Origin of the sequence: uncultured Gemella sp. (assembly GCF_963515875.1) — a bacterium.
Classification (GTDB): Bacteria; Bacillota; Bacilli; order Staphylococcales; family Gemellaceae; genus Gemella.
The window spans coordinates 75,269-84,123 of the sequence record NZ_CAUPZX010000002.1 but is presented as its reverse complement, the minus strand read 5'-3'; the positions used below and the strand labels follow the sequence as shown (position 1 = coordinate 84,123).

Below are 8,855 nucleotides of genomic sequence, written 5' to 3'. Positions count from 1 at the left end.
TTCTGAGATTATCAAACTATTTGATAGAATAGAAACTTAAAAAATGAATAAAAATTAATTATGTGTGAAGAAGATAAAAATACTGACTATTTAGATTATTGATAAAATGGAGGAAACGAATATGGAAGAATCTAAACATCTAATGTTAGAAATACCAAAGAAACAAAACATTCCTCTTTTATATAATCTCTATAGTAGGTTATTGTTTCAGATGCAAGCTGAAATACGCAAGTGTAGCTAAAGAAGTATTCTTATTCTTCCGTTTTAGAGGACTTCGTATGCTTAAGTGTAGAAGTCCTCCTTTTTTTGCCTGAAAAACAGTCAGTCAAAAGAAACGGAGGACTTCAAAATGAAAAAAGAATATTATCTATATGTAGGTGGACAAAAAGTCAAAGTCAGTGAGGATAGTGAGGATATATACAAAGTCTACTGGCGGGAAAGAGAACATGAAAGTATTTAGAGCAGGTGGACAGGAAAAACCGCTTGCTCTTTTTTTCGTCCTTGGATTAGGATGGGCACTTTGCAGATAATATCATTGATGAAAGTGTTGATGTCGAAAAGATTGTGGAAACACAGATGATGATTGAAACCGTCAGAAATGCTATATCACAGGAAACCACATCATCTCTCAGTATAAAACTAATTTTATGAAGTATAAAGATAGAATTAAGATTTTTAAAAACTGGAGCTCGTTTAACATTATAAAGAGAATTTAAAATAATGTAATAAAGTTAGACAAATATCTTTTCATGATTACTTAGTCTCAACTTAAGTTCCAGTTAAAAAATTAGTTTCAGGTTAAATTCCAGTTTATAATTTCAACTGGAATTTACCTTGGGAATTAACATCGAGAAGAAATTTATAGAAATTCAATTGTAATCGTTTGATATATATATATTATAATATTAATGTAGAGATAGAAATAAATTACCAAAGGGGGAGGTGATTATGATGAAATTATTAACAATGTTTAAACTTGCTAATTTAGATAATGAAGATGAAGTTTATGAAGGTGGAGTAATTTCTATTCTTCTAGCAATAGGTAGACATTTATGGTTAGGTCTAGCTAATATTGTCAAAGCACTAGGGTATGCTTATTATCTATTAATCTGGCTGATATATGCAGTAGCAGTAATAGTAGGAGTAGGATTTATTCTCTAATTATCTATATTTAGTTGGATTGACTCTATTTTAGCAAATATAATTTGTTTTATTAACAGTTGTAACAAGAGTTTTTGATGCCTCTTGTTACAACTGTTTATTTAGTAATATGGATTTTTAAATAATTACTAGGTATGTTATTTTAAAAAAGAAGTAAAAAGAATGTTAATTAAATTTTTGGATAAATTTTATTATACAAATTAAAAAATAGGAAGCTTTACTTTGGGAATTAATAAGAGACATTTAATTGCTCCAATAATCCATTATAAATTTGACAAATCTCATATTATGGTATATAATATTGATAATTTGAATAACACATCTTTAATGTGATCCAGAGAGGTCAGCAAAGATTTATTTATTGGAAAACCAAGTTTATTTATGCTGTCCTGCTCAATAGAGTAGGCTATTTTTTGAGGTGAAGTATGAAAAAACGAATTCTTTTCGACGAAACAATGATTTCTAGAATGATTACTAGAATTGCTAATGAAATTATCGAACAAAATAAATTAGATGATATTGTTTTAGTTGGTATTCAAACTAGAGGGGTTCATATCGCCAAAAGATTGAAACAAAAAATCAAAGAAATTGAAAATACTAATATTCCAGTAGAAACACTTGATATAAAATTTTATCGTGATGATTTAGAAAAAATAAGTGAAGAACCTGAAATAAAAGTTCCACGTTTTAAACTTGATTTGACAAACAAAGTTGTAATTATTGTAGATGATGTTCTTTATACAGGAAGAACTGTAAGAGCAGCGATAGATGCTATTATTGATGCAAGTCGTCCAAAAGCAATTCGTCTTGCTATTCTTGTAGATAGAGGACATAGAGAACTGCCAATTAGAGCAGATCATATTGGAAAAAATATTCCTACTTCAAAAAAAGAAAATGTAAAAGTTTATTTGAATGAAGTAGACGATGTTGAAGAAATATTATTAATTTAAATATAAAATCTTTTTAAGGTAGTCCAGAGAGGCTAACAAGGGATTGAATTTAAAGTTTATACTTTATTTGAGTATAGCTATATTTAGGTATAACTATGCCCAGATAAAAACTTGAATTTAATAGTTGATGAACAGTCATACCTTGTAGCCAAATGGATACAAGGTATTTTTTTATACAAAATGGAGGAACTACTATGAGAAATATAGTAAAAATGTCGGATTTAACAAATGAAGAAGTTTATCAACTGATAGAAAGGGCTTTAGAGTTGAAGAATGGTAAGCAAGTAGAGCCGAGAGAAGACCTATATGTAGCGAACTTATTCTTTGAAAACTCAACTAGAACAAAACATAGTTTTGAAGTAGCTGAGCATAAACACAGATTGAATGTAATTAATTTTGAAGTAGCTACTTCATCGGTAAATAAAGGTGAAACTTTATACGATACTTGTAAAACATTAGAGATGTTAGGTTGCAACATGTTGGTTATCAGACATCGTCAAGACGCGTACTACAATGAACTGACAAACTTAAATATTCCGATTTTAAGTGGGGGAGATGGTAGTGGAGAACACCCAAGTCAATGTTTACTTGACTTAATGACGATGTATGAGAAGTTTGGAACGTTCGAAAATCTTAATGTAATTATCGCTGGGGATATAAAAAATTCTCGTGTAGCAAGAAGTAATTACAATATGTTAACTCGCCTAGGTGCCAAAGTTAGATTTGTTTGCCCTGATATTTTTAAAGACGAGACGCTTGGAGAAGTAGTAGACTTTGATAAAGTAGTTGGAGAAGTTGATGTTTGTATGTTGCTAAGAGTTCAACATGAAAGACATGATTCTAAGATGGGGCTTAGTAAAGATGAATACCATAATAACTTTGGATTAACTAAAGAACGCTATGAAAGCTTAAAAGAATCTGCAATCGTGATGCATCCAGCACCTGTTAATAGAGATATGGAAATAGCTTCGGAACTAGTTGAAACACCTAAATCGGTAATCTTTGAACAGATGAAAAATGGAATGTTCATGAGACAGGCAATGATAGAAAAAATAATTAAAGATAATAATTTATAAAGAGGAGAAGAATATGTTACTTTTAAAAAACGGTAAAATTTTAGAAAATGGTGTGTTGGTAGAAAGAGATATTTTAGTTGATGATAAAAAAATCGTAAAAATATCTGAGAATATCGAAGAGAGTGGAGCTAAGGTATTAAACTTAGAAGGGAAATTCGTTTCACCAGGATTTATAGATGTTCACGTACACTGGAGAGAACCAGGATTTGAATACAAAGAAAACATTTATCATGCTTCAAGAGCTGCAGCGCGTGGTGGTTTCACTACAGCGATGCCTATGCCAAACTTAAATCCAGTACCAGATAGCTATGAGAATTTAAAATTACAATTAGATATTATCGAACGTGATTCAGTAATTAGAGCGATTCCTTTCGGAGCTATAACTAAAGGGGAAGAAGGAAAAGAATACGCTGATTTCGAAGAATTAGCTGAGCATGTCTTCGCCTTCAGTGATGACGGTAGAGGAGTACAGGATGCTAACATGATGTATGAATCAATGATGGTTGCCGCTAAATTAAACAAAGCAATCGTAGCCCACTGTGAAGATAACTCATTAATCCGCGGAGGATGTATGCATTGTGGACGTAGAAGTCGTGAATTAGACTTACCAGGAATTCCTTCAGTATGTGAGAGTGTTCAGATTGCGCGTGATGTTCTTTTAGCAGAAGCAGCAGGATGTCACTATCACGTATGCCACGTATCTACTAAAGAATCAGTTAGGGTAGTAAGAGAAGCGAAGGCAGCGGGAATTAAAGTAACTTGTGAAGTATGTCCTCACCATTTAATAAGTGATGAAATGGATATCCCAGAAGATAACGGAATGTGGAAGATGAATCCACCGCTAAGAGCACGTGAAGATAGAAATGCTCTAATCGCTGGTTTATTAGATGGAACAATTGATGTAATAGCGACAGACCACGCACCACACGCTACTCATGAAAAAGACTTATCAATGAGAAAAGCTGCATTTGGAATTGTTGGAAGTGAAACAGCATTCAGTCAACTTTATACGAAGTTTGTAAAAACTGGAGTATTCTCACTAGACTTACTAGTTAAGCTAATGACAGAAAAAGTCGCAGATACTTTTGACTTACCATATGGACGTTTAGAAGAAGGTGGTTTTGCAGACTTAGTAGTAATTGACTTAGAAAAGTCACTAAAAATTGATCCGGAAAAATTCTTATCTAAAGGTAGAAATACACCGTACGTAGGAGAAGAAATTTATGGAATACCAGTATTAACACTATGTGAAGGTCAAGTTGCATACAAAGATAGCGAAGTATTTGAAGTTTAAAAAATAAAAAACTTAGAAAGAGAGAACAAAGATGTACAGTTACGATAGACAACTAATTTTAGAAGATGGAACAGTATATAAAGGATATGGATTTGGTGCTAACAAGGCGCTAGCAGGAGAGGTAGTATTTAACACAGGTATGACGGGTTATCAAGAAACACTTTCTGATCCATCATACAATGGACAAATAGTAACATTTACTTATCCATTAATCGGAAACTACGGAATCAATAGAGATGACTTTGAAACAATTAATCCTAGTATTAAAGGGCTTATCGTTAGGGAAGTTTGTAAAAAACCTTCTAACTTTAGAACAGAATACAGTTTAGATGAAGTGTTAAAAGAACTTAATATTCCAGGGATTTCGGGGATTGATACACGTAGTTTAACAAGAAAAATAAGAGAACACGGTACAATCAAAGGAATAATCACAGACCTTTGCATGGATCCAGAAGAACAATTAGAAAATCTTAGAAAAACTGATTTACCAACGAACCAAATTGAACAAGTTTCAACGCAAAAAGCGTTCTTATCTTCAGGAAATGGATATAGAGTAGTACTAGTAGACTTTGGTATGAAATCAGGTATACTTAGAGAACTAAATGAACGTAATTGTGATATCGTTGTTGTACCTCATAACGTAACTGCTGCGGAAATCTTCAGACTTAATCCAGATGGAATTATGTTAAGTAATGGACCTGGAGATCCAGAAGATGTACCAGAAACAATCGAGATGCTTAAAGAAGTTATGCCAAAAATTCCAGTATTTGGAATTTGTATGGGACACCAACTTATTTCGTTGGCATGTGGAGCGAAAACATATAAACTTAAATTCGGACACCGTGGAGCTAATCATCCAGTTAAAAACTTAATAACAGGAAAAGTTGATATTACTTCACAAAACCATGGTTTCAGTGTTGATATCGAATCGTTAAAAGATACGGATTTAGAGCTTACGCACTTATCAGTGAATGATAAAACATGTGAAGGGGTACGTCATAAAAAATATCCAGTATTTTCAGTACAATATCACCCAGAAGCTTCACCAGGACCGCACGATCCTAACTACTTATTCGATCAATTTATAGATAATATGAGAGAATTCAAAGAAAATAAATAGGAATTAACCTGAAAACTATCAAGTATCAATGCAAAACTAAGGAGAATAAAAATGCCAAAACGTAATGATATAAAAACAATATTAGTAATAGGATCTGGACCAATTACAATAGGTCAAGCAGCTGAGTTTGACTATGCAGGAACTCAAGCCTGTCTATCTTTAAGAGAAGAAGGGTATGAAGTTATCTTAGTTAACTCAAACCCAGCGACAATAATGACTGACAAAGAAATCGCTGATAAAGTTTATATGGAACCCTTAACTCTTGAGTTTGTAAGTAAAATAATTAGAAAAGAAAGACCTGATGCATTACTTCCAACATTAGGAGGTCAAGTGGGGCTAAACCTTGCTGTTGAACTACACAAAAGTGGAATTTTAGACAAGTACGGAGTGGAATTATTAGGAACAAAACTAAGTTCTATTGAGCAAGCAGAAGATAGAGAATTATTCCGTAATCTAATGAATGAACTTAATGAACCAGTTCCAGAATCAGCAATTATTACAAATTTAGATGAAGCTAGAGATTTCGTTGCTGAAATAGGTTATCCAGTAATCGTTCGTCCTGCATTTACGATGGGAGGAACAGGTGGAGGTATCTGTTACGACGAGAAAGACTTAGAAGAAATCGTAAGTAGTGGATTACACTATTCACCAGTTACTCAATGTTTACTAGAAAAATCAATCGCAGGATTTAAAGAAATTGAATACGAAGTAATGCGTGACTCTAATGATACAGCGATTGTTGTATGTAATATGGAAAATATTGATCCTGTAGGAATTCACACAGGAGACTCAGTAGTAGTAGCACCGTCTCAAACATTAACAGACAGAGAATACCACATGCTACGTAATGTGTCATTAAAAATTATCAGAGCTTTAAAAATTGAAGGTGGATGTAACGTACAACTTGCACTTGATCCAAATTCATTCAAATATTATATTATCGAAGTTAACCCAAGGGTATCACGTTCGTCAGCTTTAGCATCAAAAGCTACAGGATATCCGATTGCGAAAATTGCAGCGAAAATTGCTGTAGGTTTAACTCTTGATGAAATTATAAACCCAGTTACACAAAACTCATATGCTTGTTTCGAACCAACACTTGACTATGTAGTAAGTAAAATTCCACGTTTCCCATTTGATAAATTTGAAAATGCAGATAGAAAATTAGGAACACAAATGAAAGCTACTGGTGAAGTAATGGCGATGGGTAGAACTTATGAAGAAAGTTTACTAAAAGCTATTCGTTCATTAGAATATGGTGTGCATCACCTTGGACTACCTAATGGAGATGATTTCACATTAGAAGAAATTATTAACAAGATTAAGCAAGCTGGAGATGAAAGATTATTCTTCATTGGAGAAGCTTTAAGACGCGGACAAAGCACAAAAGCTATTCATGATATTACAAAAATTGACATGTTCTTCCTAGAGAAAATGCAAAATATCATTGATATCGAACATGAGTTAAAAGACAATGTAGGAAATGTAGATTTACTAGAATATGCTAAAAAATATGGATTCTCTGATAAGGTAATTGCCCACAGATGGGGAGTGACAGAAGATGATATCTACAACCTTCGTCAAGAAAACAAAATAACACCAGTATTCAAAATGGTCGATACATGTGCAGCTGAGTTTGTATCAGAAACACCTTATTTCTATTCAAGTTATGAGCAAGAGGAAGAATCAATCGTTAGCGATAAGAAAAAAATTGTTGTGTTAGGATCTGGACCTATTAGAATCGGACAAGGGGTTGAGTTCGACTATGCAACAGTACATGCGGTAATGGCGATTAAAGATGTAGGTTATGAAGCAATCATTGTTAATAACAACCCTGAAACAGTTTCTACAGACTTTACAATCTCTGATAAACTGTACTTTGAGCCACTTACTGAAGAAGATGTAATGGCGATAATTAATCATGAAAATCCACTTGGTGTTGTAGTTCAATTCGGTGGACAAACAGCTATCAATCTAGCGGCTAAATTAGAAAAACACGGCGTGAAAATTTTAGGTACTGCTTTAGAAGAAATTGATAATGCAGAAGATAGAGATAAATTTGAAGAATTATTACATAAACTAGACATTCCACAACCACTTGGAAAAACTGCATTTGATGTAGAAACAGCGGTTAAGAATGCAGAAGAAATTGGATACCCTGTATTAGTAAGACCATCATATGTACTTGGTGGACGAGCTATGGAAATAGTTTATGAAGAATCTGAATTACGTCGTTATATGAAAACAGCGGTAAAACTTACACCAGAGCATCCAGTACTAACTGACAGATATTTAGTTGGTCGTGAGATAGAAGTAGATGCTATTAGTGACGGAGAAACAGTAATTATTCCAGGTATTATGGAGCATATCGAAAGAGCAGGGGTTCACTCTGGAGACTCAATAGCAGTATATCCACCTCAAACACTGACAGAAGGTGAAAAAGCTAAGTTAATAGAATATACAATAAAATTAGCAAAAGGATTAAACATTGTAGGACTATTAAATATCCAATATGTAATCAGTAAAGGTGAAGTATTCGTACTAGAAGTTAACCCTCGAAGCTCAAGAACTGTGCCATTCTTAAGTAAAATCACAGGAGTTCCAATGGCAAAACTTGCTGCTGGAGCTATCATTGGAGAAACGCTAAAATCTAAAGGTTATGAAACTGGGCTATTACCAGAAGCAGAGAATGTGTACACTAAAGTACCGGTATTTAGTTTCCAAAAACTAAAAGATGTTGATACTACTCTTGGACCTGAGATGAAATCAACTGGAGAAGTAATGGGAAGCGATAGAACTCTAGAAAAATCACTTTATAAAGGACTTCTTGCAGCAGGAATCAAAGTAAGTGATCAAGGAAATATCTTATTCACAATTAGTGATGATGATAAAGAAGAAGCATTAAATATAGCAAAACGTTTCTTCGGTTTAGGATACAACCTATTAGCTACAGAAGGGACAGCTAAGTACTTAGATGAAAATGGATTAAGAGTTACGCCAGTAGGAAAAATTAATCAAAGTGATTACAGTGTACTTGACGCTATATATAATGGAGATGTGGATGTTGTAGTTAACACTACTTCAAAAGATAAAGATGTAACAAAAGACGGATTCAAGATTCGTCGTGTAGCGAGTGAGCAAGAGGTTGTATGTTTAACATCATTAGATACAGCAGATGCGCTACTAAAAGTACTAGAATCAATCTCATTTGATATATTACCACTATAAAATAAAAAATGAAGCAGGGGAAAATT

General features: G+C 33.3%; 6 protein-coding genes and 1 pseudogene. All 7 read left to right on the top strand.

Annotated elements, in window-relative coordinates; genetic code table 11:
- Positions 1–349: 349 nt before the first annotated feature.
- Positions 350–612, top strand: a pseudogene (locus tag RWL85_RS01070) (sigma-70 family RNA polymerase sigma factor); the annotation flags it as partial.
- A gap of 336 nt (positions 613–948) precedes the next feature.
- Positions 949–1,161, top strand: a complete 213-nt coding sequence (locus RWL85_RS01065) for a hypothetical protein (RefSeq protein ID WP_314083977.1) — start codon at positions 949–951, stop codon at positions 1,159–1,161.
- 425 nt (positions 1,162–1,586) lie between these two features.
- Positions 1,587–2,111 (top strand): bifunctional pyr operon transcriptional regulator/uracil phosphoribosyltransferase PyrR, encoded by a 525-nt coding sequence (gene pyrR / locus RWL85_RS01060; RefSeq protein ID WP_314083975.1) that lies wholly within the window; start codon positions 1,587–1,589, stop codon positions 2,109–2,111.
- A 194-nt stretch (positions 2,112–2,305) separates the two neighbouring features.
- Positions 2,306–3,187, top strand: a complete 882-nt coding sequence (locus RWL85_RS01055) for an aspartate carbamoyltransferase catalytic subunit (protein WP_314083973.1) — start codon at positions 2,306–2,308, stop codon at positions 3,185–3,187.
- Between the two features lie 13 nt (positions 3,188–3,200).
- Positions 3,201–4,481 (top strand): dihydroorotase, encoded by a 1,281-nt coding sequence (locus RWL85_RS01050; protein ID WP_314083971.1) that lies wholly within the window; start codon positions 3,201–3,203, stop codon positions 4,479–4,481.
- Between the two features lie 31 nt (positions 4,482–4,512).
- On the top strand, positions 4,513–5,601 hold the full coding sequence (gene carA / locus RWL85_RS01045) for a glutamine-hydrolyzing carbamoyl-phosphate synthase small subunit (protein WP_314083969.1): 1,089 nt from the start codon (positions 4,513–4,515) through the stop codon (positions 5,599–5,601).
- Between the two features lie 51 nt (positions 5,602–5,652).
- On the top strand, positions 5,653–8,829 hold the full coding sequence (carB, locus tag RWL85_RS01040) for a carbamoyl-phosphate synthase large subunit (protein ID WP_314083967.1): 3,177 nt from the start codon (positions 5,653–5,655) through the stop codon (positions 8,827–8,829).
- The last annotated feature ends 26 nt before the right edge of the window (positions 8,830–8,855 follow it).